The sequence below is a fragment of the Actinomadura sp. KC345 genome, assembly GCF_004348515.1.
Lineage (GTDB): Bacteria > Actinomycetota > Actinomycetes > Streptosporangiales > Streptosporangiaceae > Spirillospora.
This window is the reverse complement of sequence record NZ_SMKH01000006.1, coordinates 1-24403: the sequence shown is the minus strand read 5'-3', so window position 1 is coordinate 24403 and position 24403 is coordinate 1. Positions and strand designations below refer to the sequence as shown.

The 24403-nt window shown below is 73.5% G+C and carries 23 protein-coding genes and 1 pseudogene; 17 read left to right on the top strand and 7 right to left on the bottom strand.

Annotation, left to right across the window (positions count from 1 at the left end; all coding sequences use genetic code 11):
- The first annotated feature begins 1 nt into the window (after position 1).
- The 7 genes from E1281_RS01900 (at position 2) to E1281_RS01870 (ending at position 8215) form a co-directional block, all read left to right on the top strand.
- The gene (locus E1281_RS01900) at positions 2 to 2542 is read left to right on the top strand and encodes a DUF4118 domain-containing protein (protein WP_131875352.1); all 2541 of its coding nucleotides are present in this window, start codon (positions 2 to 4) and stop codon (positions 2540 to 2542) included.
- Positions 2539 to 3204 (top strand): response regulator, encoded by a 666-nt coding sequence (locus E1281_RS01895; protein WP_131875351.1) that lies wholly within the window; start codon positions 2539 to 2541, stop codon positions 3202 to 3204. Before E1281_RS01900 ends, E1281_RS01895 begins: the two co-directional genes overlap by 4 nt.
- Before the next feature lie 59 nt (positions 3205 to 3263).
- The gene (locus E1281_RS01890) at positions 3264 to 4331 is read left to right on the top strand and encodes a trypsin-like peptidase domain-containing protein (protein WP_131875350.1); all 1068 of its coding nucleotides are present in this window, start codon (positions 3264 to 3266) and stop codon (positions 4329 to 4331) included.
- An 80-nt stretch (positions 4332 to 4411) separates the two neighbouring features.
- Complete coding sequence (locus E1281_RS01885) at positions 4412 to 5080, top strand: TetR/AcrR family transcriptional regulator (RefSeq protein WP_131875349.1); 669 nt, start codon at positions 4412 to 4414, stop codon at positions 5078 to 5080.
- Entirely contained in the window at positions 5077 to 5994 is a 918-nt protein-coding gene (locus E1281_RS01880) for an ABC transporter ATP-binding protein (protein WP_131875348.1), read from the top strand. Before E1281_RS01885 ends, E1281_RS01880 begins: the two co-directional genes overlap by 4 nt.
- On the top strand, positions 5991 to 7595 hold the full coding sequence (locus tag E1281_RS01875; RefSeq protein WP_131875347.1) for an ABC transporter permease: 1605 nt from the start codon (positions 5991 to 5993) through the stop codon (positions 7593 to 7595). The genes E1281_RS01880 and E1281_RS01875 overlap by 4 nt, the downstream gene beginning before the upstream one ends.
- Before the next feature lie 17 nt (positions 7596 to 7612).
- Positions 7613 to 8215 carry a TIGR00730 family Rossman fold protein gene (locus E1281_RS01870; RefSeq protein WP_243716477.1) on the top strand — a complete coding sequence of 201 codons (603 nt, stop codon included), beginning with the start codon at positions 7613 to 7615 and terminating at the stop codon, positions 8213 to 8215.
- A gap of 15 nt (positions 8216 to 8230) precedes the next feature.
- On the opposite strand, the gene E1281_RS01865 is transcribed toward E1281_RS01870, so the two are convergent.
- On the bottom strand, positions 8231 to 10033 hold the full coding sequence (locus E1281_RS01865; protein WP_131875345.1) for a thiamine pyrophosphate-requiring protein: 1803 nt from the start codon (positions 10031 to 10033) through the stop codon (positions 8231 to 8233).
- A gap of 263 nt (positions 10034 to 10296) precedes the next feature.
- On the opposite strand from E1281_RS01865, the gene E1281_RS01860 reads away from it, so the two are divergent.
- Positions 10297 to 11181: an inositol monophosphatase family protein gene (locus E1281_RS01860; RefSeq protein WP_131875344.1), complete on the top strand. Its 885-nt coding sequence runs from the start codon at positions 10297 to 10299 to the stop codon at positions 11179 to 11181.
- Between the two features lie 67 nt (positions 11182 to 11248).
- Complete coding sequence (locus E1281_RS01855) at positions 11249 to 12622, top strand: alkaline phosphatase PhoX (RefSeq protein ID WP_131875343.1); 1374 nt, start codon at positions 11249 to 11251, stop codon at positions 12620 to 12622.
- Positions 12623 to 12695: 73 nt separating this feature from the next.
- Here the strand turns inward: E1281_RS01855 and E1281_RS01850 are convergent, their stop codons facing one another.
- Entirely contained in the window at positions 12696 to 13007 is a 312-nt protein-coding gene (locus E1281_RS01850; RefSeq protein ID WP_243716476.1) for a hypothetical protein, read from the bottom strand.
- A gap of 73 nt (positions 13008 to 13080) precedes the next feature.
- Here E1281_RS01850 and E1281_RS01845 point away from each other — a divergent pair, with 73 nt between their 5' ends.
- From E1281_RS01845 to E1281_RS01835, 3 genes are read left to right on the top strand one after another with little or no spacing between them, the layout of a single operon-like run.
- A complete protein-coding gene (locus E1281_RS01845; RefSeq protein ID WP_131875341.1) occupies positions 13081 to 13521 on the top strand; it encodes a DivIVA domain-containing protein in 441 nt (146 codons plus the stop codon).
- The gene (locus E1281_RS01840) at positions 13518 to 13967 is read left to right on the top strand and encodes an SRPBCC family protein (RefSeq protein WP_131875340.1); all 450 of its coding nucleotides are present in this window, start codon (positions 13518 to 13520) and stop codon (positions 13965 to 13967) included. Before E1281_RS01845 ends, E1281_RS01840 begins: the two co-directional genes overlap by 4 nt.
- Positions 13968 to 13976: 9 nt before the next feature.
- Complete coding sequence (locus E1281_RS01835) at positions 13977 to 14552, top strand: DNA-3-methyladenine glycosylase I (RefSeq protein ID WP_131875339.1); 576 nt, start codon at positions 13977 to 13979, stop codon at positions 14550 to 14552.
- An 8-nt stretch (positions 14553 to 14560) separates the two neighbouring features.
- On the opposite strand, the gene E1281_RS01830 is transcribed toward E1281_RS01835, so the two are convergent.
- The 3 genes from E1281_RS01830 to E1281_RS01820 form a co-directional block, all read right to left on the bottom strand.
- Positions 14561 to 15328 carry an ABC transporter ATP-binding protein gene (locus E1281_RS01830; protein WP_131875338.1) on the bottom strand — a complete coding sequence of 256 codons (768 nt, stop codon included), beginning with the start codon at positions 15326 to 15328 and terminating at the stop codon, positions 14561 to 14563.
- A gap of 115 nt (positions 15329 to 15443) precedes the next feature.
- On the bottom strand, positions 15444 to 18032 hold the full coding sequence (locus E1281_RS01825) for an ABC transporter permease (protein ID WP_131875337.1): 2589 nt from the start codon (positions 18030 to 18032) through the stop codon (positions 15444 to 15446).
- Positions 18033 to 18199: 167 nt separating this feature from the next.
- The gene (locus E1281_RS01820; RefSeq protein WP_131875336.1) at positions 18200 to 18985 is read right to left on the bottom strand and encodes an enoyl-CoA hydratase-related protein; all 786 of its coding nucleotides are present in this window, start codon (positions 18983 to 18985) and stop codon (positions 18200 to 18202) included.
- 261 nt (positions 18986 to 19246) lie between these two features.
- Here E1281_RS01820 and E1281_RS01815 point away from each other — a divergent pair, with 261 nt between their 5' ends.
- Positions 19247 to 19414, top strand: a complete 168-nt coding sequence (locus E1281_RS01815) for a DUF3117 domain-containing protein (protein ID WP_075022250.1) — start codon at positions 19247 to 19249, stop codon at positions 19412 to 19414.
- Positions 19415 to 19549: 135 nt separating this feature from the next.
- Positions 19550 to 21127 (top strand): leucyl aminopeptidase family protein, encoded by a 1578-nt coding sequence (locus tag E1281_RS01810; protein WP_131875335.1) that lies wholly within the window; start codon positions 19550 to 19552, stop codon positions 21125 to 21127.
- Positions 21128 to 21148: 21 nt separating this feature from the next.
- Here the strand turns inward: E1281_RS01810 and E1281_RS01805 are convergent, their stop codons facing one another.
- Both E1281_RS01805 and E1281_RS01800 read right to left on the bottom strand, forming a co-directional pair.
- Positions 21149 to 21817, bottom strand: coding sequence for a hypothetical protein (locus tag E1281_RS01805; RefSeq protein ID WP_243716475.1), 669 nt, complete (start codon positions 21815 to 21817; stop codon positions 21149 to 21151).
- Between the two features lie 4 nt (positions 21818 to 21821).
- Complete coding sequence (locus E1281_RS01800; protein WP_131875334.1) at positions 21822 to 22424, bottom strand: O-methyltransferase; 603 nt, start codon at positions 22422 to 22424, stop codon at positions 21822 to 21824.
- A 253-nt stretch (positions 22425 to 22677) separates the two neighbouring features.
- Between E1281_RS01800 and sigE the strand changes: the two genes are divergently transcribed.
- From sigE to E1281_RS01785, 3 genes and pseudogenes are all read left to right on the top strand, one after another.
- Positions 22678 to 23406, top strand: a complete 729-nt coding sequence (gene sigE, locus E1281_RS01795; RefSeq protein WP_243716474.1) for an RNA polymerase sigma factor SigE — start codon at positions 22678 to 22680, stop codon at positions 23404 to 23406.
- 63 nt (positions 23407 to 23469) lie between these two features.
- The gene (locus tag E1281_RS01790) at positions 23470 to 24093 is read left to right on the top strand and encodes a zf-HC2 domain-containing protein (RefSeq protein ID WP_131875333.1); all 624 of its coding nucleotides are present in this window, start codon (positions 23470 to 23472) and stop codon (positions 24091 to 24093) included.
- Positions 24090 to 24403: pseudogene (locus E1281_RS01785) on the top strand (hypothetical protein); the annotation flags it as partial. The gene E1281_RS01790 and the pseudogene E1281_RS01785, both read left to right, overlap by 4 nt.

Sequence of the window (24403 nt, the reverse complement as noted above, 5' to 3'; positions counted from 1 at the left end):
CATGGCCAGGGGGCAGCTCCGCATCTACCTGGGGGCCGCCCCAGGCGTGGGGAAGACCTACGCGATGCTCGCGGAGGGGCGGCGGCGGGCGGAACGCGGCACCGACGTGGTCGTCGGCTTCGTCGAGACGCACGGCCGCCCGCGCACCGCCGCGCTCCTGGAGGGCATGGAGGTCCTCCCGCGGGTGCGGACGACGCACCGCGGCGCGGAGTTCACCGAGCTCGACGTGGACGCCGTCCTGCGCCGCGCCCCCGACGTGGTCCTGGTGGACGAGCTGGCGCACACGAACGTGCCGGGCGGCCGGCACGGCAAGCGCTGGCGGGACGTCGAGGAGATCCTCGACGCCGGGATCGGCGTCATCTCCACGGTCAACATCCAGCACCTGGAGTCGGTCAACGACGTCGTGGAGAAGATCACCGGCGTCCCGCAGCGGGAGACGGTCCCGGACGAGGTGGTCCGCGCCGCCGGGCAGGTCGAGCTGGTCGACATGGCGCCCGAGGCGCTGCGCCGCCGGATGGCGCACGGCAACATCTACCCGCCCGAGCGGGTCGACGCCGCCCTGTCCAACTACTTCCGCGTCGGCAACCTGACGGCGCTGCGCGAGCTGGCGCTGCTGTGGCTCGCGGGCGAGGTGGACGAGCAGCTCGGCCGGTACCGCGCCGACCACGGGATCGGCGGCACCTGGGAGGCGCGGGAGCGGATCGTCGTGGCGCTCACCGGCGGGCCGGAGGGCGAGACGCTGCTGCGCCGCGCGACCCGGATCGCCGACCGCTCCAAGGGCGCCGACCTGCTCGCCGTCCATGTGACCCGCGGCGACGCGCTGCGCGGGACGAGGCCCCGTGACCTGGTGCGGCAGCGGGAGATCGTGGAAGGGCTGGGTGGCACGTTCCACCAGGTCGTGGGGGAGGACATCCCGCGTGCGCTGCTGGACTTCGCGGGTGCCGTGAACGCGACGCAACTGGTGCTCGGGGTGTCCCGGCGGGGCCGGTTCGCGCAGCTGCTGCGGCCGGGGATCGGGGTGACGACGACCGCGCTGTCCGGCACGATCGACGTCCACATGGTCACCCACGACCAGGCCCGGCGCGGCGTCGGCCGCCGGGTGCGCGACCAGGGGCTGCCGGCGGGCCGCCGCGCCGCCGGGTTCCTGCTCGCCGTCCTCGGGCTGCCCGTGCTGACGTTCGTGCTGACGCAGGCGCGCCCGCCCATGTCGCTGCCCGCCGACATCCTGTTCTTCCTGGCGGCCGTCGTCGGGATCGCGCTGGTCGGCGGCATGTGGCCCGCGCTGTTCGCCGCGGTCGCCGGGTTCCTGCTGCTCGACTGGTTCTTCACCCCGCCGCTGTACAGGTTCACCATCGCCGGGCAGGAGAACATCATCGCGCTCACGGTGTTCCTGCTGGTCGGCGTCGGTGTCAGCCTCGTGGTGGACCGCGCCGCGCGGCGGTCGCGGGAGGCGGCCAAGCTCGGGGCCGAGGCGGCGCTGCTGTCCGCCCTCGCCGGTAACGTCCTGCGCGGCGAGCACGCGCTGGACACGCTGCTCGGGCGGCTGCGCGAGACGTTCGGGCTGACGTCGGTGACGCTGCTGGAGCGTCCCGTCCCGGCCACGCCCGACAGCCGCGACGACCCGGCCGACTGGGGCATCGTCGCGGCCGTCGGCGGCCGCCCCTGCACCTCGCCCGGCGAGGGCGACACCGAGATCCCGGCCGGCGACGGCCTCACCCTGGCGATCCGCGGCCATCCGCTTCCGGCGGGCGACCGGCGCGTGCTGGAGGCGTTCGCCGGCCAGGCCGCGGCGGCGCTGCGCCGGCAGCGGCTGGAGGCGGAGGCGGAGCGGGCCCGGCCGCTGGAGGCGGCGGACCGGATGCGCACCGCGCTGCTCAACGCGGTCAGCCACGACCTGCGCACGCCGCTGGCCTCGGCGAAGGCCGCCGTGGACAGCCTCGGCACCACCTCGGTCGACTGGACGCCGGAGGAGCGCGCCGAGCTGCTCGACACCGCCGCCCAGTCCCTGGACCGCCTCGACCGGCTGGTCGCCAACCTGCTCGACATGAGCCGCCTGGAGGCCGGTGTGCTCGGCATCGCCGCGCAGCCGGTCGCCCTGGACGAGATCATGCCGCGCGTTCTGGACGACCTCGGCGGCGATGACGGAGGCCGCGTCACCGTCCGGCTCGACCCGGATCTGCCCGAGGTGACCGCCGACCCGGCGTTGCTGGAACGCGTCCTGGTCAACCTCGTCGCCAACGCGCGGCGGCACAGCCTGCCCGGCGAGGCCGTCCTGGTGACCGCCGGGGCCATCCACGACCGCGTCGAGGTGCGGATCGCCGACCGCGGCCCCGGCGTCCCGCCCGGCGACCGCGAGCGGATCTTCCTTCCCTTCCAGCGGCTGGGCGACCGGGACAACCACACCGGTGTCGGTCTCGGCCTCGCGCTGGCGCGCGGGCTCACCGAGGCGATGGACGGCGAACTCGTCCCCGAGGACACCCCCGGCGGCGGCCTGACGATGATCGTCGCGCTGCCCGTCCACCGGACGGAGCCGGCGTCATGACGCGCGTCCTCGTCGTCGACGACGACCCTCAGCTGCTGCGCGCCCTGCGGATCAACCTGCGCGCCCGCGACTACGAGGTGGAGGTCGCCGCCGACGGCACGACGGCGCTCCGCCGCGCCGGCGAATCGCCACCCGACCTGGTCGTCCTGGACCTCGGCCTGCCCGACGTCCCGGGCGTCGACGTCATCCACGGCCTCCGGGGTTGGACGCGGGTGCCGATCATCGTCCTGTCCGGCCGGACGGGCAGCCAGGACAAGGTGGAGGCGCTGGAGGCGGGCGCCGACGACTACGTCACCAAGCCGTTCGACATCCAGGAGCTGGTCGCCCGCATCCGCGCGGTGACCCGCCGCGTCTCGGCGACCGGCGAGGTCGCGCGGGTGGACGTCGGCGGGCGCACCGTCGACCTGGCGGGCAAAACGGTGTCCGGCGGCGTCCATCTGACCCCCACCGAGTGGCACCTGCTGGAGATCCTGCTCCGCAACCCCGGCAAGCTCATCAGCCAGCGGCAGCTCCTCACCGCGGTCTGGGGTCCCGCCTACCAGCGCGAGACCCACTACCTGCGCCAGTACATGGCCCAGCTCCGCCGCAAGCTGGAGATCGATCCTGCGCACCCCCGGCACCTCCTGACCGAACCCGGGATGGGCTACCGCTTCCAGCCTTAGGTGGCAGGTTCCATGTCTGTTCCCCGAAGGGGGGGAAGGAGACGTGGTGGAGGTGGAGCGTGAGCGGCAACGTGAAGGTCAAGGCGGGCGCGGCGGCGATGGGGTTCCTCCTGGTCGCCGGATGCAGCGGTGGCGGCGAGGACGCGGAGAGGACGGGGGCGGGCGCGCGTACCCCGGCTCCGGCGTCGGGGGCCGCGGCCCAGGTGCAGCGGCAGTTCGAGCAGGTCGTCGACGCGGTGCTGCCCTCGGTGGTGAAGATCGAGACGGGCCAGGCCGAGGGGTCGGGGGTCGTCTACGACGACCAGGGCCACATCGTGACCAACGCGCACGTGGTCGCGGGGGCGCGGCAGATCCGGGTCACGGCGGCCAGTGGCGGCTCGGCGCTCGACGCGCGGCTCGTCGGCGCCTTCGCGCCCGACGACCTGGCCGTGGTCAAGGTCGGCGGCGGGTCGCTGAAACCCGCCGTGTGGGGCGACTCCAGCAAGGCCGAGGTCGGGCAGATGGTCATGGCCATGGGCAACCCGCTGGGGCTGTCCGGCAGCGTGACCAACGGCATCGTGTCGGCGCTGCACCGGACGGTGTCGACGCAGGGAGAGGGCGACTTCCAGGGCTCGACGATCGCCGACGCGATCCAGACGAGCGCGCCGATCAACCCGGGCAACAGCGGCGGCGCCCTGGTCACGCTGGACGGGAAGGTGATCGGCGTCCCGACCGCGGCGGCCTCGGACCCCGGGGCCGGCGGCGCGGCGCCCGGGATCGGGTTCGCGACGCCGAGCAACACGGTCAAGCGGATCGTCCCGCAGCTCATCCGCACCGGTGAGGTCTCCGACTCCGGCCGGGCGGCGCTCGGCGTGGTGGTGCGCACGATCGTCGATCCGCAGAGCGGGCAGCGGTCCGCGGTCGCCGTCGTGGAGGTCACGAGGGGCGGCGGCGCGGCCAAGGCGGGCATCGAGGCGGGCGACCTGATCCTCTCGGTCAACGGCACCGCGACACCCGACCAGACGGCGCTGTCCTCGGTGCTCGCGACCATGAAGCCCGGCGATGTCGTGACGGTCGAGACCCAGAAGCCCGACGGCTCGAAGAAGCAGGTCAAGGTGACGCTCGGCGAGCTTCCGGGAAACGGCTGACCCGGCCTTGACGCACCCCGCCTGTACAGAGGTACAGTGTACAGACGTACAGGTTGCTGATCTCATGTACAGGTGGTGGCATGGCGGGGCGCGAGCGACCCGAGGACCTGACCGGACGCGCCCGGATCAGGGACGCGGCGCTGCTGGAGTTCGCGAGGCTGGGCGTGAAGGGCGCGACGATCCGCGGCATCGCGAAGGCCGCGGGAGTCTCGCCCGCCCTGGTGCAGCACCACTACGGGACCAAGGAGGAGTTGCGCCGGGCGTGCGACGAGCACGTCATCGAGGTCATCCGCGAGGTCAAGCAGGAGGCGCTCAGCGGAGGGATGGCCAATCCCGGCTTCCTGGCGGTCGCCATGCGGACGGCCCTGCCCATCCAGCGGTACGTGGCCCGCGCGATGACCGACGGCTCCGAGGCCGCCCGCAAGCTGTTCGACGACTCCGTGGAGTTCAGCAAGGAGGTCATGGGACGCGGGATGGCGGGGGTGTCGGAGCCGCGGACCGATGACCTGCACGCCTACGCGGCCGTCCTGACCGCGATGAACGTGGGCCTGATGGTCCTGCACGAACACCTCTCACGCGCCCTGGGCGCCGACGTCCTGGTGGGCGACGGATATCCCCGGATGGCCCTCGCGATGCTGGACATCTACGACGACAGGATCATGTCGCCCGAGCTGATCGAGCAGTCGCGCACCGCGCTCAAGTCCCTGCTCGCCGACGGCGCGCAGTCCTCACCAGAGGAGAACCCGTGACCACGAGAACACCCCCCGTAGAGATCTCCGGCCTGGTCAAGAGCTACGGCCGTACCCGCGCGCTGGACGGCCTGGACCTGACCGTCCGGCAAGGCGAGGTGCACGGCTTCCTCGGCCCGAACGGCTCCGGGAAGTCGACCACGATCAGGATCCTGCTCGGCCTGCTGCGCGCGGACGCGGGCACGGCCCGGCTGCTCGGGGGCGACCCCTGGAGCGACGCGACCGCCCTGCACCGCAGGCTCGCCTACGTCCCCGGCGACGTGACGCTGTGGCCGAACCTGTCCGGCGGCGAGGTGATCGACCTGCTCGGCCGGATGCGCGGCGGGGCGAACGCGCGGCGCAAGGCCGAGCTGCTGGAGCGGTTCGAGCTCGATCCGCGCAAGAAGGGCCGCGCCTACTCCAAGGGCAACCGGCAGAAGGTCGGCCTGGTCGCCGCGCTCGCCTCGGACGCCGAGCTCCTGCTCCTCGACGAGCCCACCTCCGGTCTGGACCCCCTGATGGAGGAGACGTTCCAGCAGTGCGTCCGCGAGGCGCGCGACGAGGGGCGGACCGTCCTGCTGTCCAGCCACATCCTGTCCGAGGTCGAGGCGCTGTGCGACCAGGTGACGATCATCCGCAGGGGAGCGGCCGTCGAGTCCGGCACCCTGGACGAGCTGCGGCACCTCACCCGCACGTCGATCAGCGCCGAGCTGGCGTCCCCGCCGGACGGACTCCCGCTGCCCGCCGCCCACGACGTCCACATCGACGGCACCAGCATCAGGTTCGAGGTGGACACCCCGCGGCTCGACGAGGCGCTGCGGCAGCTCACCGAGGTCGGAGTCCGCAGCCTGACCAGCCGGCCCCCGACGCTGGAGGAGCTGTTCCTGCGGCACTACCAGGACGAGCTCGCCGACGTCGACGAGGCCGTACGATGAGCGTGCCGGCGGGCACCGGCGGCCTGATCCGGCTGGCCCTGCGGCGCGACAGGTTCCTGCTTCCCGCCTGGGTCCTGGTGGCCGGGCTCATCCCGATCAACTTCGTCGCGGCCACGAAGGGGCTGCTCCCGACGACCGCCGACCAGCTCGACTACGTCGAGACCACGGCGACGAATCCCACCTTCCTGGCGCTGTACGGGCCGCTCTACAGCAGCGACATCGCCGGCATCCTGGTGCAGCGCTCCGGCTTCCTGCCCGTGGTGATCGGGCTGATCAGCGCCCTCACGGTCATCCGGCACACCCGGACCGAGGAGGAGGCCGGACGCCGCGAGCTGCTCGGCGCCACGGTCATCGGGCGCGGCGCGGGACTCGCGGCGGCGCTCACCGTCACCATGGCGGCGAACCTCGTGATCGCCGTTCTGGTCACCGCCGGGATGGTGGCGCAGGGCCTTGCGTTCCCCGGCTCGCTGGCCTTCGGCCTCCAGCTCGCCGCGGCCGGCTGCGTGTTCGCGGCGGTCGCGGGCGTCACCGCCCAGCTCAGCGAGAGCGCAGGGGCGGCCAGGGGAGCGGCCGTCGGGACGCTCGGCGGCGCGTTCGTGATCCGGATGGCCGCGGATGTCGGCGGCGCGGGCAACGCGCTGTCGTGGCTCGGCTGGCTGTCCCCGCTCGGCTGGGCCCAGCGGATGCGTCCCTACGGCGGGGAACGCTGGTGGACGCTGGCGATGCTCGTCGCGCTCGTCGCGGTCCTGGTCGCGGCGGCCACGGCGCTGTCGGCGCGGCGCGACCTGGGTGCGGGGATCCTGCCGCCCAAGCAGGGGCCCGCCGACGCCTCGCCGAGGCTGTCAGGCCCGTTCGGACTCGGCTGGCGGCTGCAGAGCCGTCCCCTGTACGGCTGGCTCACCGGTTTCGTGGCCCTGGGCGTGGTGTACGGCGCCATCACGGGCGGGATCAAGGACATGATGGAGGACAACCCCGGCCTGAAGGACATCTTCACCAGGCTCGGCGGGCAGTCCGGCATCGTCGACGCCTACTTCACCTCGGTGCTGAACATCCTCGGGCTGATCGCGGCCGCCTACGCGGTGTCCGCCACGCTGCGGCTGCGCTCCGAGGAGAGCGGCGGCCACGCCGAGCCGCTGCTCGCCACCGCGACCGCCCGGCTGCGGTGGGCGGCGAGCCACCTGGCGTTCGCCCTGCTGGGGCCCGCGGTCGCGATGGCGGCCGCCGGCACCGCCGCCGGGCTGGCGCACGGCCTGAACGTGGGCGACGTCGGCCGGGAACTGCCCCGCGTCCTCGGTGCGTCGCTGGCGCAGCTGCCCGCCGTCTGGCCGGCCGCGGCGATCGCCCTCGCCCTGTTCGGCCTCGCGCCCCGGTTCGCCGGCGCGGCCTGGGCCGCGGTCGGGCTCTTCGCCGTGGTCACGATGTTCGGGGCCGGGATGGACCTCGACCAGCGGATCATGAACCTCTCGCCGTTCAGCCACCTCCCGAAGCTGCCCGGCGGCCCGCTCACCGCCGCGCCCTTCGTCTGGCTGCTGGCGCTGACCGCCGCCCTGTCCGTCCTCGGGCTGATCGGGTTCCGGCGCAGGGACCTCGCCGCGCACTGACCCCTAGGATGGGTCCGGTGACCTCCACGAAGCCCCTCGCCGTCTGCGTGTTCTGCTCGTCCAGCGGCAGGATCGACCGCCGCTACGTCGATCTCGCCGCCGAGGCCGGCGCCGAGCTGGCCCGCCGCGGCCACAGCCTGGTCAGCGGCGGCGCCCAGGTGTCGTGCATGGGCGCCGTCGCCCGCGCCGCGCGGGCGGGCGGCGCCCGCAGCGTCGGCGTGATCCCCGAGGGACTGGTCAGCGTCGAGATCTCCGACGAGGACAACGACGAGCTGATCGTCACCGAGGACATGCGGTCCCGCAAGGGCGAGATGGACCGCCGCAGCGACGCGTTCCTCATCCTGCCCGGCGGCATCGGCACGCTGGAGGAGCTGTTCGAGGTGTGGACGGCCAAGGTCCTCGCCATGCACGAGAAGCCCGTCGTGATCCTCGACCCGACCGGCGTGTACGACCCGCTGCGCGAGCTGATGGAGGGGCTCACCGAGCAGGGCTTCGCCCGCCACCGGATCTGGGACGCCATCGGCTGGACGTCCTCCGTCCCCGAGGCGTTCGACCTCCTGGAGCGCTCGCAGCCCCGCATCGAGTTCTCGCCCGGGGACTACGCGGAGACCCAGCTCTAGCCCTCCCGCGAGGAGTCAGTGCTTGCGGCCGGGCATGTTCTCGTACATCTCGGTGAGCTTCTGCCGGAACCCGCGCGCCGCGATGCCGATCTTCTGCGGGTCCTGGACCCCCGCCTTGACGGTCTTCTTGGCCTGCTCCTTCATGATGTGCGGCGGGATCGGCGCGATCTCGTTGTCCACGACGAACTCCAGCACCACGGGACGGTCGCCGGCAAGGGCCTCCTCCCAGGCGCTGGTGACCTTCTTCGGCTTGTCGCAGTAGACGCCCTTCAGCCCGCACATCTCCGCGTACTTGGAGTACGGGAAGTCGGGCAGGGACTGCGAGCCCTCGAACTTGGGGTCGCCGCCCATCGCGCGCTGCTCCCAGGTGACCTGGTTGAGATCCTGGTTGTTGAACACGGCGAAGATCAGCGGCGGTGAGCCGGCCATCCGGTCGGCGTAGCGCTTGACCGTGAGCATCTCGTTCATGCCGTTCATCTGGAAGGCGCCGTCGCCGACGAAGCAGATCACCGGACGGTCCGGGTAGGCGAACCGGGCGGCGATCGCGTAGGGGACGCCGGGTCCCATCGTGGCGAGGGTCCCCGACAGCGACGCCCTCATCCCGTCGCGGAGCTTGATGTGGCGGGCCCACCAGTTGGTCGCCGAGCCGGAGTCCGCGGTGAGGATCGCGCCGTCCGGCAGCAGCGGGGACAGCTCGTGCGCGACGGCCTGCGGGTTGATCTTCCCCCCGAAGCTCTGCCCGGCCCGCTTCTCCATGACGGTGTTCCAGGAGCGGACGTCCTCCTCGATCCGCTCCCGCCAGGACCGGTCCTCCTTGCGCCGCAGGAGCGGGATCAGCTCCTTGAGCGTCTCCTTGGCGTCGCCCACGACATGGGCGTCCATCGGGTACCGGATGCCGATCATGCGGCCGTCGATGTCGATCTCGACGCCGCGGCAGCTGCCCTCGTCCGGCAGCCACTCGGCGTAGGGGAAGCTGGAGCCGATCATGAACAGGGTGTCGCAGTTCATGATCATCTCATCGCTGGCCTTGGAGCCGAGCAGGCCGATCGGCCCGGTCACGAACGGCAGGTCGTCGGGGACGACCTCGCGCCCGAGCAGCGCCTTGGCGATGCCCGCGCCGAGCAGCTCGGCCGCCTCGACGACCTCGGCCTGCGCGTTCGCGGCGCCCTGCCCGACCAGCATGGCGACCTTCTCGCCCTGGTTGAGGATGTCGGCGGCCTTGCGCAGCTCATCGGGGTCGGGCAGCACGCGCGGCCGGCTCCACCCGACGCTGGAGTACACCGAGCCGTGCTCCTTCGGCGGCGAGGGCACCGCCTCCGCCTCCTGGACGTCCTCGGGAATGATGATCGTCGCGACGCTCCGCGTGGTCAGCGCCGTCTTGAACGCACGGTCGATCACATGCCGCATCTGCCCGGGGTGCATGACGATCTGGCAGTACTCGGAGACGTCGGAGAACAGGTTCTCCAGGTTCACCTCCTGCTGGTAGTGCGTGCCCTGCGCGAGCCGCTTCTGCTGCCCGACGATCGCGACGACGGGCTGGTGGTCGAGCTTGGCGTCGTACAGGCCGTTCAGCAGGTGGATCGCCCCCGGCCCGGACGTCGCCGCGCAGCAGCCGACCTCGCCGGTGAACTTGGCGTGCCCGCAGGCCATGAACGCGGACATCTCCTCATGCCGCGACTGGATGAACTCCGGCTTCCCCTCGGCCCGGTCGAAGGCGCCGAGCAGCCCGTTGATCCCGTCGCCCGGGTAGCCGAAGACCCGCTCGACGCCCCATTCGGTCAGCCGCTGGAGGACGTAGTCGGACACTTCCCGTGCCATTGATCGCTCCTCTCGTCGTGATGGCGGGGCGCCCGCGCCGCGCCGCCCGGGTTCGGTGCCGCAGGAGGCGCGCCGCGCCCACCGCGGCGCCCTTCATCTCGCCCCCCACGGCAGCGCTGATCCGGCACAGGAACCCACTGCCCGTGCCGGGGGGTCTGTAACGGCCCCGTGCCGGCCGGCCCTGTCCCAGGCGGGCGTGGCCAGGGGATCCTCGGATACCGTCGGGACTGTGCGTGCCCGCCCACGGCCGACGAAGGAGACGAATGAGCGCCGACGTGCCCACCTCGCGGGAACTGGCCGCGATCGCCGAACTCGCCGCTCGGACGACCGGCGACCGGCTGCGGACGGCGTTCCGCTCCCGTCCCGAGGTCGACGTGAAGGCGGACTTCCACGACCCGGTCACCGAGCACGACCGCGCGGCGGAGGAGACCATCCGGGAGGTGCTCGCCGAGCAGACCCCGGGCAGCGTCGTCGTGGGGGAGGAGGGCGGCGTGCAGGGCGGCGGCGAGCACGGTGGTCGGGGACGGGGCCGCGGCGCCGACGTCCGCTGGTACGTGGACCCGATCGACGGGACGGCCAACTTCGCCGTCGGCCTGCCGTTCTTCTGCACCTCCATCGCGGCCGTCGCGGGCGGCGAGCTGGTGGCGGGCGTGGTGTACGACCCGGTCCGCGACGACATGTTCACCGCGTCCCTCGACGGCGCGACCTGCAACGGCGAGCCGATCCGCAGCGAGGGCGCGGCGGGCGACCGGACCGCCGTGCTCGCCGCCTCCTACCCGAGCGCGCGGGACCTGGCCACCGGCGACCGGGCGGAGACGCTGCGGCGCTACGGGCTGCTCGTCGACGCGTTCGCCACCCTGCGCCGGCCCGGCAGCGCGGCGCTCACCCTCGCGCACGTCGCGGCGGGCTGGACGGACGTCGCCTACGACTCGTCCATCAACGCCTACGACATCGCGGCGGGGCTGCTGCTCGTCCGGCAGGCGGGCGGGACGTACCTGCCGCTCGGCGGCAAGCCCGGCGGGGACGACTGGGACGCCCCCGGATACCTCGCGTGCGTCGGCGGTTTCGACCTCGCGGGCTCCGCCATCGCGGAGGCCGCCGGCCTCACGGCACAAGATTGTCCTGGGGGTTTTCCGTCCGTCCGGTGATCGTTAACCGGTGGTTCAGGGGCGGCGACCAGGCTCCCGCGTGATCCCCTCACGTGAAGGAGTGCCCATGTCCGTGACCCGTCGCGGAGTCGTCAAGGGCGGCGCGGCCGGCGCGCTGTCCATCGCCCTCGCCGGAAGCCTGGACGGAATCTTCCAGACCTCCGCGGGTGCCGACACCGGTGAGGCGTTCGGCTACGGCCCGCTGATCCCCGACCCCAAGGGCGTCCTGGACCTGCCCAAGGGCTTCTCGTACAAGGTCCTCTCGACGGAGGGCGACCCCATCTCCGACGGCGTCGTCGTCCCCGGCCACCAGGACGGGATGGCCTCGTTCCCCGTACGCCGCAACGGCAACGGTCACGGTGACCGAGGCCGAGGCAGGGGAGGCGGCGGCCGCCCCGGCAACACTCTGCTGGTGCTCAACCACGAGCAGGGCACCAACGGCACGCGCGCCGTCGGGACCCCCGAGCTGACCTACGACCCGGCGGTCAACGGCGGCACCACCACCCTGGAGGTCGACCGCGACGGGGACCTGCTGTCGCAGTACGTCAGCCTCGCCGGGACGGCCGTGAACTGCGCCGGCGGCCGCACCCCCTGGGGCACCTGGCTGACGTGCGAGGAGACCGAGGGCGTCGGCGGCGAGAGCAAGAGCCACGGCTGGGTCTTCGAGGTCGACCCGTACGGCAGGGACACCAAGCCCGAGCCGCTGACCGCGCTGGGCCGCTTCGCCCACGAGGCCGTCGCCGTCGACCCGCACACGAACATCGCCTACCTGACCGAGGACGCGTCCGGCCCGTTCGGCCTGTTCTACCGGTTCCGTCCCCGGTCGCACCGCGGCCGCTACCACTCCTACATGGCGGGCGGGAAGCTGGAGGCGCTGAAGGTCCGGGGCGTCCCGGACCTGTCGCTCGTCACCGAGCCCGGGACCCGGCTGCGCGCCGGGTGGGTGGACGTCCCGGACCCGCTGGCCAAGCAGACGTCCGTCCGCAAGCAGTTCGAGGACGGCGACGTCACCCGGAGCCAGAAGCTCGAAGGCGCCTGGTGGGGGCACGGCAAGGCGTACTTCGTCGCGAGCTTCTCGAACACGTCGTCCGGCGCCGCCGGCGACCACGCGGGCCAGGTCTGGACCTACGACCCGCGCCGCAACGAGGTCGAGCTCCAGCTCATCTTCAAGCCGGGCGGCCGTTTCGACGGCCCTGACAACATCACCGTCTCCCCGTACGGCGGCGGCGTGATCCTGGCCGAGGACGGCGACGGCGAGCAGTACCTCGTCGGCACCACGCGCAGGGACGAGCCGTTCGCGATGGCGCGCAACGCCCTCAACGGCAGCGAGTTCACCGGCGTCACGTTCTCCCCGGACGGCCGCGTCCTGTTCTTCAGCCGCCAGTCCGGCCCGGGCGCGACGTTCGCGGTCAAGGGCCCCTGGCACCGCCTCCGCGGCTAGCCCCTCCCGTTGACTTGCGGCGTGTTGCTGTTATGGAGCGCTCCATAACAACAACACGCCGCAACTCGACGAATCAGGCGAGGCCGCGGCGAGTGGCCGCAGGGGGGCGGGTGCCCTGGATGGACGCCACCATGTCCAGCACCTGGCGCACTCCGTCCGCCTGCGGATCGGGCACGCGGAACAGCGTCGCGCCCAGCCACGCGTAGACGGACGCCGCGGCGAGCAGCCCGGGATCAGGCTCCCGCGCGTCCGTCTCCAGCGTGACCATGACCACGGCGCCACCGGCCGTGAGCCGCTCGACGCGGCTCGCCGGCGGCGCCGTTCCCGCGTCGGCGACCCCGTCCGGGACGGGCGCGTCCGGTGGCAGGACCCTCTGCTCTAGCATCCCCATGTCTCCAAGCGTGGCACGATCGGGGACTGGGGAACGTCTCTCCAAGTGAGTGCGAGCAGAACGGAGCGTGATCGTGGTCGTGGTCTTCGTCCTGGCCGGCTTGGCCGTGCTGGGCGCCGTCGTCGTCCTCGCCATGGGCAGGGGCGGCGAGCTGGCCGAGACCCATCCCGACTATCCGCAGCTTCCGCTCGGCGAGGACGGCGGTCCCGTGACCGGGGACGACGCCGCCTACGTGCGCCTGCCCCGCACCTTCTGGGGCTACCAGCCGCAGCTGACGGACGAGGCCCTGCACCGCCTCGCCGACGCCCTTCACGAGCGTGACGCCCGGGTGGCGGCGCTCGAGGAGCAGCTCATGGACCTCCGCCACCGCTCGGACGAGGCCGAACCGGTCGGTGCCCTGCACGGTCTGGAAGAGCCCGCCGTGAACGGCACGCCGCCTCTCCTGCGCAAGGAGACCCTGACCGAGGAACCGGTCGACGACGGCCTCGCGAAGGAGGACAGCCCGTGAGCGCGGTCGCCGTCCACGCCGAGGCGGTTTCGGACGCCCCCGCCGAACGCGTCTTCGAGGTCCTGACCGACTGGCCGAGGCATCGCGAGTGGATGCCGTTCACCAGCGCCGAGGGCGGCGACAGGGTCGGCGACGAGATCCGGGGCTGGACGGGCGTGGGGCCGGTCGGATTCCTCGACACGATGGTCATCACCGACTGGCGGGACGGCCGCCGCGTCGCGGTCCGGCACACCGGCCGGGTGGTGCGCGGCGAGGCGTGGTTCAAGGTCGTCCCGGAGGGCTCCGGCAGCCGCGTCGTGTGGGCCGAGCGCGTCGACCTCCCGCTCGGACCCCTCGGACGCGCCGGATGGATCGTCGCCGGCCCGGTCGTGAAGGCGTTCATGACCCTCGGCCTCCGGCGCCTCGCGGCCCTGGCGCGGGGCGGATCTGTCACAGGCGTGAGGTAGAACGGGCGGGTGAGCACCGCGATCCGGGGCGAGGACGGGCTGGCCCGCTGCCCGTGGGGGCTGTCGGCCCCCGACTACATCGCCTACCACGATGACGAGTGGGGCCGTCCCATCCGCGACGACCAGGGCCTTTACGAGCGCCTCTGCCTTGAGGCGTTCCAGTCCGGCCTGTCGTGGCTGACGATCCTGCGCAAGCGCGAGGGTTTCCGCGCCGCGTTCCACGGGTTCGACCTGGAGAAGGTCGCCGCCTTCGGCCCGGACGACGTCGAGCGGCTGATGGGCGACGCCGCGATCGTCCGCAACCGCGCCAAGATCGAGGCGGCGATCGGGAACGCCCGCGCCGCGCTCGACCTACCCGGCGGCCTCGCCGAGACCGCCTGGCGCCACGCCGACCCCGCCGCGCCGCCGCACGCGGACCTGGCGGACGTGCCCGCGTACACCGACGGCTCGAAGGCCCTGGCCAAGGAGCTGAAGAAGCACGGCTTCCGCTTCGTCGGCCCCACCACGGCCTACGCCCTGATGCAGGCGTGCGGCCTGGTCGACGACCACCTCACCGGCTGCCACCGCCGCGGCGCCTACCGCTGAGAGCCCGCTCACTCGGCTTCCAGCCGCCGCATCGCGGCGTGCACGCGGTCGATGGACGGAGCCTCCAGATCGTCGACGATCATTCCGTCGGCGAGGAACAGCACCCGGTCGGCGTGCGCGGCGGCGGCCGGGTCGTGCGTCACCATGATCACCGTCTGGTGGTAGGCGTCCACGGCGCTGCGCAGGAACCCGAGCACCTCGGCGCCCGACTTCGAGTCGAGGTTGCCGGTCGGCTCGTCGGCGAACAGCACCTCGGGCCGGGTGAGCAGCGCCCGCGCCACCGCGACCCGCTGCTGCTGCCCGCCCGACAGTTCGCTCGGGCGGTGCGCCAGCCGTTCCCGCAGGCCCAGCGCGCCCACGATGGTGTCGAACCACTGCCGGTCGGCGGGCCGGTTCCCGAGCCGGCCGGTGAGCCTGATGTTCTCCTCCGCCGTCAGCATCGGCAGCAGGTTGAACGACTGGAACACGAACCCGAGCCGGTCGCGGCGCAGCTTCGTCAGCCGGGTCCGCGACAGTTTCGTGATCTCCACGCCGCCGATCAGCACCGACCCGGACGACACCCCGTCCAGTCCGGCCATGCAGTGCAGGAACGTCGACTTCCCGGAGCCGGACGGCCCCATGATCGCGGTGAACCGGCCGCGCGCGAACGCCGCCGAGACACCGCGCAGCGCGGACACGGCGCTGTCGCCCGTCCCGTACGCCTTGACCACGTCGCGCGCGACGGCGACGTGATCGTGGACGTGCTGGACCGGGGGTATGGCGGTTGTCTGCGTCATACGTCCAAGCAAACCGCCAGGGGGCCGTTCGCCGCATTGGCGCCCGCTCCCCAGAAACGGGTGGGGCTGTCCCCAGCTTCCGCTCAGGACAGCCCCACCCGACACCCGGCTCGGCTCACTCGGACTTCGCGGCCTCCAGGACGGGGACGGCCGCGGCGCGGCGGGCGGGGAGCGCGGACGTCGCGAGCGTGACGCCGGCGGCCCCGACGACCACCACGGCGAACAGCCACCAGGGCGGGTCCGGGCTCAGGAACGAGCTGCCCGTGCCCACGTGCATCAGGAACACGGTGCCGAGCGCGGTGCCGAGGCCGAGGAGGCTCCCGAGCAGGACGACCGTGGCGGCCTCCCACCGCACGATCGACCGGATCTGAGCCGCCGTCGCGCCGACCGCGCCGAGCAGCCCGAACTCGCGGGTCCGCTCGCCGACGCTCATCGACACGGTCGTCGCCATCCCGAACAGGGCGAGGACGAGCGACATGCCGATGAAGCCGTAGATGACGCGCATGCCGCTCGTCAGCGAGTCGGCCGCCGCCTGGACGTAGGCGGACCTGTCGAGCACCTCGACGCCCGGCACGTCCGCGACCGCGCGGGTCAGGCCGTCCTTCGTGCCTCCCTTGACGAGGACCGCCTGCGTGGCGGCGTCCGGGTCCAGCCGGTCCATGGTCGCCGGTGACACGAGCGCCTGGTCGGCGAACACGTGGGACGGGTCGTGGTAGGCGCCCGCGACCGTCAGCGCCACCCGGCCCGCGCCGCCGCGGACGACGATCCGCTGCCCCTTCTCCAGCTTCTGCGCCTTCATGATCGTGGACGTGAGCCCGATCTCCCCGGTGCGGAGCGGCCGCAGGTCGCCGCCGAGGTCGAGGACGGACGGCAGCGCGGTCTGGTCGGCACCCGACACCATCAGGTACAGCGGCGCGGGATCCTCGTCGCCGTAGGGGCTCTTCGGACGCGGGGAGACCAGCTTGGCCTCGGTGCCGGTGAGCGGCGTCGCCCGGGACACGCCCGGCGCTGCGGCGGCCCGGTCCGCCACGTCGCGGGGGAGCGGCGCCTGGCCGGACGAGGTCGTGCCCGTCGCGGCGATCGCGTGGTCGGCCCGCATCACCTCCTCCCCGGCCTCGGCGAACCGCGCGTTCACCGACAGGACGATCAGCGCGGTGGCGCCGACCAGCGCCACGCCGAGCATCAGCGACGACGCGGCCGACGACACGCGGCGCGGGCTGCGGGTGATGGTGGCGCGGGCCAGCCGCCCGGCCTCCCCGCTGACCATGGTCCCGACGCGTCCGACCAGGCCGCCGAGCGGGCCGACGAAGAACGGCGCGAGGACGGCGAGCGCCGCGACGGTCGTCATGGAGCCCATGAGGATCAGCACGCAGACGCCGATGGTGCGGTCGGGGCCGGGGGGCTCGTCGGCCCTGATCGCGGAGACCAGGCCGAAGAACATGCAGGCGAAGGCGAACACGGCGAGCGCGCCGAGCAGCCGGGGCCGGCGCCGCCCGGCGGGTTCGGTGCTCGCGGCGCGGAGCGCCTGCATCGGCGAGATCCGCGCGGCCTTCCGCGCCGCCCGCCACGCCGCCAGCTGGGTGACCAGGACTCCGGTCACGGCCGGGATGATGAGCGCGACCCAGCCGTACTGGGCGTCGGCGGCGGTGATGTCGAAGCCGTCCTGCGCGAACAGGCTGGTCAGCAGTCCCGACACCGGGTAGCCGAGCAGCACGCCGCCGATCGAGGCGACGACGCCGAGCGCCAGGGCCTCCAGCTTGATCAGCCGCTTGATCTGGCGGGGCGTCGCGCCGATCGCGCCGAGCAGCGCGAGCCGCCGGGTCCGCTGCCGGACGAGCGTGCCGAACGTGTTGGCCACGACGAACAGGCCGACGAACACCGCGACCGACGCGAGCATGCCGATGGCGCCGCCGATCGACGTTCCGTCGGCCCGGAGGCTCGCCGAGTGGGCCTCGCGCACGCCGGCCGCCGTCCGCACGGTGACGTCCGCGCCGCGCAGGTCGCGGGCCAGGTCCCTGCTGAGCCGCGACGCCTCCACCCCGGGCGCGGCCTTCACCCACACGCCCTGCCATGTCCCGGCCGGGAGCCCGGCCGCCTTCCGGACGGTCTCCGGCGGAGCGAGGATCAGATCGCCCCGGGCAACGGAACCGCGGCCCTCCACGGTGGCGATCCCGACGACCTTCATCTCGCGGCTCCGCTTCGGCAGCACCACCCGGAGCGGGTCACCGGCCTCCACTTCTCCCGCCCGCGCCACGTGCCAGGTGACCACGACCTCGCCGTCCGCGGTGGGCGCACGCCCCGACTCCAGGTGGTACGGGTTGAGACCGGCCTCCGCCGTCCACGGCCGCAGCGTCGTCCCGGCCCCCGCGGGCGGGACGATCATCTCGCCGTCCGGGCCGCTCGCGGTCACCGGGACCAGCGCGTCCCCCGCGACCGCCGCCACGCCGGGCCGCCCCGCGACCTCGTCCAGCGCCACCTGCCCGTCCGGGGCCCCGTAAACGTCGTCGGGGTCGGTCGTACCGCCGAGGACCAGGACGTCCGTCTTCGCGTACTCGCTGGCGTCGCTGCCCGACACCGCCTCCTGCGCACGCATCGTGAACTGCACCGAGCCCGCGATCAACCCGATCGAGAAGACCGCCGCCATCAGCGTGGCGACGAGCCGCATCCAGCCCTCGGTGAACGAGCGGCGCGCGATGAGCCACATGCCGCTCAGCCCTCCCCGCGCCGCAGGGCGGAATCGTGGACGTGCTCGACAGGCGGTACGGCAGTTGTCTGGAACATGCCGTCAAGCAAAGCGCCGGGGACCCCGCCGCCACAGTGGCGCATACTCCCCAGCGGCCGGTGGGGACAGCCCCACCGGTCCGCTGCGGGCTACCGGCCCTCGAACACCGGCTGCTCCTTCTTCAGGAACGCCTCGGTCGCGCCACGGTGATCGCTGGTCTTCTCGCACTCGTCCTGGAGCTCGGCCTCCCGCTCCAGCGCGGACGCCAGCTCGTGCGTCGCCGCGTGGTCGAGCGCCGCCTTCACCGCGCCGTAGGCGACCGTCGGGCCTCCGGCGAGCCGGCGGGCGAGCTCCACCGACGCCGGGGCCAGCTCATCGGCCGGGACGACCCGGTTCACCAGGCCCAGCTCCAGGGCCTCCGGCGCCTTGACCGGCTCGCCCAGCAGCAGCAGCTCGGCGGCCTTGGCGCGGCCGACGAGGCGCTGCAGCGTCCACGACATGCCACTGTCCGGGGCGAGGCCGATCCCGGTGAACGCGGTCGCGAACCGCGCCTTGTCGGACGCGATGATCAGGTCGCACGCGAACGCCAGCGACGCGCCCGCGCCCGCCGCGACGCCGTTCACCACCGCGACGACCGGTTTGCGCATCCCCGCGATCGCCAGCACGATCGGGTTGTACTGCTTGCGGACGGTGTCGTCCAGGCCCCTGCCCGCGGCGAGGTTGTCCCCGTGCTCACGCAGGTCCTGCCCGGCGCAGAAGGCCCGCCCGGCACCGGTGAGGATCACCGCGCGGGCGGCCGGGTCCGCGGCGGCGCGCACCACGGTCGCGCGCAGCAGGTCCTTCATCTCGCCCGTCAGCGAGTTCATCCCGTCCGGCCGGTTCAGTGTGATAGTGCCCACACCGTCGGTCACGTCGTACAGCACGGTCTCAGACATGCGTCCTCCAGGCTTTCGGTAGATCTTCCCAGGCAACCATCGGCGAACCCGGACGCGGGGGGCAAGGGGCCTGCCGCGCCACCGCCCGGGAGCCGCGCCGGCGGCCGCATCCCCCCAGGTGGCGGATCTGGAGGCTGATCGTTACCACTTCGCGCCCGGAAGACGAGATAATGGACCACTACTGATGACGCGGATGCGACACGCGGCCACGCGGCCAACGGTGCGCGAGGCCGCGGCCCTACGCAGGAAGGGGATTCACGCATGGCGGCGATGAAGCCGCGGACGGGAGACGGTCCGCTCGAAGTGACCAAGGAGGGACGCGGAATCGTCATGCGGGTCCCTCTCGAAGGCGGCGGCCGTCTCGTGGTCGAGCTCTCCGCCGACGAGGCCAAGGAACTCGGCGAGGCCCTCAAAGAGGTCGTGGGCTGACCGCTCCGCCGATCCCGGCTTGCTGGTGACGGTCCCGGCGGCACCGCCGGGGCCCTTGCCGTTCCCGTAAGCAGGCCGCTTCCGTAAGCAGGCCAGTCCGTAACGCAGCCACGACCTACAGGGGGAACCGCCGCCATGCCCATCGAGACCCGCATCCACGGTGTCGGCGGCACCGTGTCGGAGACGGCGGTCGACCTCGGGGCCGAGGTGGTGGCGGTGCCCGTCCGGCAGGGGCCGGTGGCCCCGGCCGCCGAGGTGGCCGGCTCGCTGCCGTTCACGCTGGACGAGCTGCTGGCGCTCCACAACGCCAAGGGCGAGCCGGGCGAGATCACCTCCGCGCAGGTCCGCGTCGGCGACCGGGTGCGGGAACTCCTGCTGTACGGGGTGGGCGACGCGGCCCCGGCCGACCTGCGCAAGGCCGGCGCCGCGCTCGCCCGCCGCGGCAAGGGCAGGACGGCCCTGGTCGCGGGCGTCCCCACCGGCGACACCCCCGACGCGCTGGCCGCCTTCGTGGAGGGCGTGCTGCTCGCCTGCTACGAGTTCAAGATCGGCAAGGCGCCGGCCAAGAGGGCGCCCGGCACCATCGCCGTGCTGACCGAGGCCGGGCCCGAGGCGGACGCCGCGGCGATCGAGCTGGGCACCGTCCGCGCGCGGGCGACCGCGCTGGCCCGCGACCTCGCCAACACACCGTCCCGCGAGAAGGACCCGGCGTGGCTCGCCGGGCAGGCCGAGCAGGTCGCCGCCGACTCCGGCCTCACCGTCCGCGTGCGCGGCGAGAAGGAGCTGGTCGAGGAGGGGTTCGGCGGCCTGGTGGCCGTCGGCGCCGGCTCGTCGCGCCCGCCCCGCCTCATCGAGCTGTCCTATGACCCGCGAAGCGCCGGGGGGTCTGGGGGGTCGTCCCCTCAGAGAAAACAGGGTGACCCGCGAAGCGCCGGGGGGCCTGGGGGGTCGTCCCCCCAGAGAGAACAGGGCCCGGAGGGCGAGCCCGAGCGGCATGTCGTGCTGGTCGGCAAGGGCATCACGTTCGACAGCGGCGGCCTGTCGCTCAAGCCCAACGAGGGCATGAAGGCGATGAAGACCGACATGGCGGGCGGTGGGGCGGTCATCGCCGTGATGAGCGCGCTGCGCGACCTCGGCGTGCGCGCCCGCGTCACCGGGCTGGTCGCCGCGGCGGAGAACATGCCGTCCGGGTCGGCCATGCGTCCCGGGGACGTGATCGCCCACTACGGCGGGAAGACGTCGGAGGTCCTGAACACCGACGCCGAGGGCCGCCTCGTCCTGGCCGACGCCCTCGCCTACGCCGACGCCGAGCTCGATCCCGACGTGCTGGTGGACGTCGCGACGCTGACCGGCGCGGCCAAGGTCGCGCTGGGCCTGCGGCACGGCGCGCTGTTCTCCACCGACGACGACCTCGCCGCGGCGCTCACCGGCGCCGGGACGGCCGCCGGCGACCCGGTGTGGCGGCTCCCGCTGGTCGACGACTACCGCGCCGCGATCGACTCCGATGTCGCCGACATCAACAACATCGGCCGCGGCGGTTACGGCGGCGGCTCGATCACGGCGGCGCTGTTCCTGCGCGAGTTCGCCGGCGACCGGGCCTGGGCGCACCTCGACATCGCCGGGCCCGGCCGGGCCGCCTCCGACGACGCCGAGACCACCCGCGGCGCGACCGGCTTCGGCACCCGGCTGCTGCTCCGCTGGCTGGCGGGCTGACCCGTCCGGCCCGCCGGCCGGTCACTTCGTCCGGCGGTCGATCACCGGGACGCGGCGCCGCGCCCTGGCCTCCTTGACGATCCGCGGGAGCGCCGCGTCCCAGCCCTGCTCCACCGCGAAGCACCACGGGACGGCCGCCGCCGTGGCCGGGACGTCCCGCATCGTCAGCGCCACGAGCCCCGGCCGCTCCGAGGTGCGGGCCAGCTCGGCCAGCTCCTTCGTCGGCAGGAACACGAGGTAGTCCATCTCGCCCTTGCGGGTGCCGCCGACGCCGCGCCGCAGCGCCGCGATCGCCGCCACCTCCGCCCAGGGCAGCGTCCGCCCGGCCTTGCGCGGCAGCGGCCAGCGCGCCGGGCGGCGCACCCCGTCCGCGTCCAGTTCCAGCACGGGACGGCGCGCCACCATCCCCCCGGCCGACATGACCAGCCCGATCCCGAACAGCACGAGTCCGGCGAACCCGAGGACCGTGAACATGACGCCGCCGATCCCGGCGCCGCCCATCACGCCGCCCGCGACGAACCCGGCCGACGCCGCGAACAGGATCAGGTGCGCGGTCAGCTGCCAGACGCCCCGCCACGTCCACCGGACGCGCACGGCGAACGACGAGCCCGCCTCGGCGGCCTCGTTCCCGGCTTCGCCCTCCGCGTCGGTCGCGGTCTCGGTTCCGGTCTCGCCGGCGTCGGTGTCCATCGGGCTACTCGCACTTCACCGCGCACAGCAGGCCGTCGCCCACCGGGACCAGCAGCGGCACGAGCCGCTCGTCCTCGCGGACGATCCGGTGCACCTCGCGGATCGCCTCGGTGTCGGGGTCGCGCCGGCTGGAGTCGGCGACCCGGTCGTGCCACAGCGCGTTGTCGAACGCGACCACGCCGCCCGGCCGCAGCAGCCGCAGCGCGTCGGCCAGGTACTCGGGGTACTCGCGCTTCTGCGCGTCGCAGAAGACCATGTCGTAGGCGCCGTCGGTGAGCCGCGGCAGCACGTCCAGCGCCGGCCCGCTGATCATCCGGGTGCGGAAGGACCCGAGGCCCGCCTCCACGTACGCCTGCTTGGCGATGCGCTGGTGCTCGGGGTCGATGTCCACGCTCGTCAGCACCGCGTCCTTGGGCATGCCGCGCATCAGCCAGATACCGGACACGCCGCAGCCGGAGCCGACCTCCACGACCGTCCGCGCGCCGATGAGCGTCGCGAGGAAGCGCAGCGCCGCCCCGCCGGCCGCGCCGATCGGCGCCGCGCCGATCTCCTCGCCGCGGCGCCTGGCGTTCAGGAGCGGCTCGTCTTCCGGGAGGTAGTCCTCCACATAGGCCCGGGTGGCCTGAACGGCGTCGATGGCTGCCTCCTCGCGGGACCCCCGCCTGGCTCATGCTGGAAAGACCATATCGCTGACCGGGAACGAACTGGAGTTTCAGCGCGTTGTAACCACGGAAGGTACCCGCTCATGAGCGGGTCGAGTCCGCGAGAACCGAGTCGGTCCAGAAGCGCCCCAGCCCAGGCGAGACCGTGCCGTTCCAAGGCCGAGACCTTGGCTCACGAGAGAGGAACAGCCCGGCACCATGGGAGTCGCAGCACTCAGTTTCAGAAGCGCTGTGGGGGTCGGCCCCAGGCAGGCCGTGGGCGGTGCGCGCACACGCGAGAACGCCCCCGAGGCCGAGTGGGCGCCGCCGTCCTGGGACGAGGTCGTCCGCGAGCACTCCGCTCGCGTCTACCGGCTCGCCTACAGGCTGACCGGCAACCAGCACGACGCGGAGGACCTCACGCAGGAGGTCTTCGTCCGCGTGTTCCGTTCACTGTCGAACTACACGCCGGGCACGTTCGAGGGCTGGCTGCACCGGATCACCACGAACCTGTTCCTCGACATGGCCAGGCGCCGCCAGCGCATCCGCTTCGAGGGGCTCGCCGACGACGCCGCCGAACGCCTCCAGGGCCGCGAGCCGACCCCGGCGCAGGTGTTCGACGACACCAACTTCGACGCCGACGTGCAGGCCGCGCTCGACGCGCTGGCGCCCGAGTACCGCGCGGCCGTCGTGCTGTGCGACATCGAGGGGCTCTCCTACGAGGAGATCTCCGCGACGCTCGGCGTCAAGCTCGGAACCGTGCGCAGCCGCATCCACCGGGGACGGGCGCAGTTGCGCGCGGCGCTGGAGCACCGCGCCCCGACCCGTCGCCGGCCGGGGACCAGGAACGAGTACCTGCCCCTGCACGCGGCGGAGGCCGCCGCGGACGGGGAGCCGGGCGGCATCCACGCGGCGGGCGGTGTCCAGCCGCAGCCGGAGGGCGTGTAAAGCTGTGCTTACCGCGCGCGGGCGTGTTCCGCGCGCCTGATCGAACGGAACGACGGAGGCGGCGTGAGTTGTCTGGGGGAGCGTCTGACCGCTCTGGTCGACGGTGAGCTGGGGCATGAGGAGCGCGACCGCGCCCACGCCCATCTCGCCGGCTGCGCCCAGTGCAGGGACGAGGTCGCCGCGCTGCGCAGGCTCAAGGGCCGGCTGCGGGACCTGTCCGACTCTCCGGTCGCGGACGAGGTGGGCGACCTCCCGTCCGACGACTTCCTGACCCGGCTGCGCTCGCTGCCCGCGTCCGCCGGTCCGCCCGCCTCCGACGGCGTCCCGCCGGGCCCGCACGCGGGGACCCCCGCCCGGCACTCCGCGCGTCCGCTCCGATCATCGGCCCGCCCCGCCAGGACGCCGCCGCCCGCCCGTCCGCGCGACAACCGCCCGGCCGGGCACGCGGGCGTCCTGAAGGCCCAGCCGCGGCGCCGCTACCTGGTCGTGGGCGCCGCCACGCTGTTCCTCGGACTCGGCACCGCCTCCTACGCCGTGGGCGGGCGCCAGGAGGCGCCGAGCGTCACGCCTGACTTCGACCGTTTCGCCATCGAGCACGCGCTGACCTCCGGCGACGCCCCGCTGACCGATCCGCTGACGGACCCGCTCAGCCGGGTCCCGGTACCGGCGGCCTCCGCGGGGCCGTGATCGCGAAGACCGCGACCGGCCGGGGACGGGTCCGTTCCGTCCTCGCCTGCGGGCTCGCCGGCGCGCTGGCCCTGGCCGCGGCCCTCGCCGCCGATCCGGCGGCCGCCCGGCGCGTCCGCAGCGACCCGGCCGCGGTGGCGCTGCTGCGCGCCGCCGCCGACGCCGCGAGCCGCGTCCCGTACCAGGGCAGGCGGTTCCTCACGACATCGGGCCGCAGCCGCGCCGCCACCTCCCGGGTCATCGTGGCGCACGCGCCGGGTGACGGCATCCGCTACTGGGCGGTTCCGGGGGGTGTGGGGGGTCGTCCCCC

Coding starts and splice junctions, on each gene's coding strand:
- E1281_RS01900 (WP_131875352.1), top strand. CDS start 2: ATGGCCAGGGGGCAGCTCCGCATCTACCTGGGGGCCGCCCCAGGCGTG.
- E1281_RS01895 (WP_131875351.1), top strand. CDS start 2,539: ATGACGCGCGTCCTCGTCGTCGACGACGACCCTCAGCTGCTGCGCGCC.
- E1281_RS01885 (WP_131875349.1), top strand. CDS start 4,412: ATGGCGGGGCGCGAGCGACCCGAGGACCTGACCGGACGCGCCCGGATC.
- E1281_RS01875 (WP_131875347.1), top strand. CDS start 5,991: ATGAGCGTGCCGGCGGGCACCGGCGGCCTGATCCGGCTGGCCCTGCGG.
- E1281_RS01865 (WP_131875345.1), bottom strand. CDS start 10,033: ATGGCACGGGAAGTGTCCGACTACGTCCTCCAGCGGCTGACCGAATGG.
- E1281_RS01860 (WP_131875344.1), top strand. CDS start 10,297: ATGAGCGCCGACGTGCCCACCTCGCGGGAACTGGCCGCGATCGCCGAA.
- E1281_RS01855 (WP_131875343.1), top strand. CDS start 11,249: ATGTCCGTGACCCGTCGCGGAGTCGTCAAGGGCGGCGCGGCCGGCGCG.
- E1281_RS01850 (WP_243716476.1), bottom strand. CDS start 13,007: ATGCTAGAGCAGAGGGTCCTGCCACCGGACGCGCCCGTCCCGGACGGG.
- E1281_RS01830 (WP_131875338.1), bottom strand. CDS start 15,328: ATGACGCAGACAACCGCCATACCCCCGGTCCAGCACGTCCACGATCAC.
- E1281_RS01825 (WP_131875337.1), bottom strand. CDS start 18,032: ATGTGGCTCATCGCGCGCCGCTCGTTCACCGAGGGCTGGATGCGGCTC.
- E1281_RS01820 (WP_131875336.1), bottom strand. CDS start 18,985: ATGTCTGAGACCGTGCTGTACGACGTGACCGACGGTGTGGGCACTATC.
- E1281_RS01815 (WP_075022250.1), top strand. CDS start 19,247: ATGGCGGCGATGAAGCCGCGGACGGGAGACGGTCCGCTCGAAGTGACC.
- E1281_RS01810 (WP_131875335.1), top strand. CDS start 19,550: ATGCCCATCGAGACCCGCATCCACGGTGTCGGCGGCACCGTGTCGGAG.
- E1281_RS01805 (WP_243716475.1), bottom strand. CDS start 21,817: ATGGACACCGACGCCGGCGAGACCGGAACCGAGACCGCGACCGACGCG.
- sigE (WP_243716474.1), top strand. CDS start 22,678: ATGGGAGTCGCAGCACTCAGTTTCAGAAGCGCTGTGGGGGTCGGCCCC.